Source organism: Frankia sp. CeTa3Moorea, from assembly GCF_978021225.1.
The window spans coordinates 75,343-76,260 of sequence record NZ_CDXDOR010000006.1 but is presented as its reverse complement, the minus strand read 5'-3'; the positions used below and the strand labels follow the sequence as shown (position 1 = coordinate 76,260).

General features: G+C 63.7%; 2 protein-coding genes. Both read left to right on the top strand.

The features are described 5' to 3' along the window. Nucleotides 1-65: 65 nt before the first annotated feature. Nucleotides 66-194, top strand: coding sequence for a transposase (locus tag AC08OV_RS02630; protein ID WP_476616255.1), 129 nt, complete (start codon nucleotides 66-68; stop codon nucleotides 192-194). A 157-nt stretch (nucleotides 195-351) separates the two neighbouring features. Beyond that, nucleotides 352-918: IS3 family transposase (locus AC08OV_RS02625; protein ID WP_476619248.1), on the top strand; the 567-nt coding region annotated here is incomplete at its 3' end.

Genomic DNA, 918 nt, shown 5'->3' with positions numbered 1-918 from the left:
CTGAAGCGATCCCGATCTCGTAGACAGTCGACGTAAAGTCCACTGACTACCAGGGAGATCCAGGGATGGGATCGACGCGGAGGAAGTTCACCCAGGAGTACAAGGACGAGGCGGTCGCTCTCGTCCTTGGTTCGGACCGTACGATCGCCGAGGTGGCGAAGAGCCTTGGGATCAACGAGACGAGCTTGGGGTAGTGGGTGAAGAAAGCAAAGGATTCCGACGAGGGCAAGGAGCGGCCGCTATCGGTGTCCGAGCGCGCCGAACTCGAGGAGCTACGGAAGAAGAACGCACAGCTGCAGATGAACAACGCTTTCTTAAAAAAGTCGCGAGCTTCTTCGCGAGCGACTAGAAGTGAGGTTCGAGTTCATCTCGGCCCACGCCCCGAAGAAGCCTGCTCCCGCCGACGGTGTGAACACGTTCCCCGTCGACTACCTGTGCCGGAACCTCGGCGTCTCCCGCGCCGGCTACTACGCTTGGAAGAACCGCGGACCGTCGAAACGCGAGCGGGACGACATCACCTTGTCCACGAAGATCCGGGCGATTTTCGACGCGCGCCACGGCCGGTACGGCGTGCGGCGGATCTTCGCCGACCTCCGCCGCCAGGGCGTCCGGGTCGCCTACAAGCGGGTCCAGCGGCTCATGGCCCAGCTGGGTCTGGTCAGCGTGCACCCGCGGCCCCGCAGGCACCTCACGACCGTCCAGGCCGCCGAGCCCTCGTCGCTGCCCGACCTCGTCGGCCGGGACTTCACCGCGAAGAGGCCAAATGAATTGTGGTACGGCGACATAACATATGTGCGCACCGGAGAAGGCTGGTGCTATGTCGCCTCGGTGATCGACGCATTCTCGCGGAAAGTCGTCGGCTGGGCCGTCGACAACCACCTGCGCGCCGGCCTGGTCCTCGACGCGTTACGCATGGCA

Excerpts from the sequence above, each read along its gene's own strand:
- AC08OV_RS02630 (WP_476616255.1), top strand. The coding sequence starts at position 66 with ATGGGATCGACGCGGAGGAAGTTCACCCAGGAGTACAAGGACGAGGCG.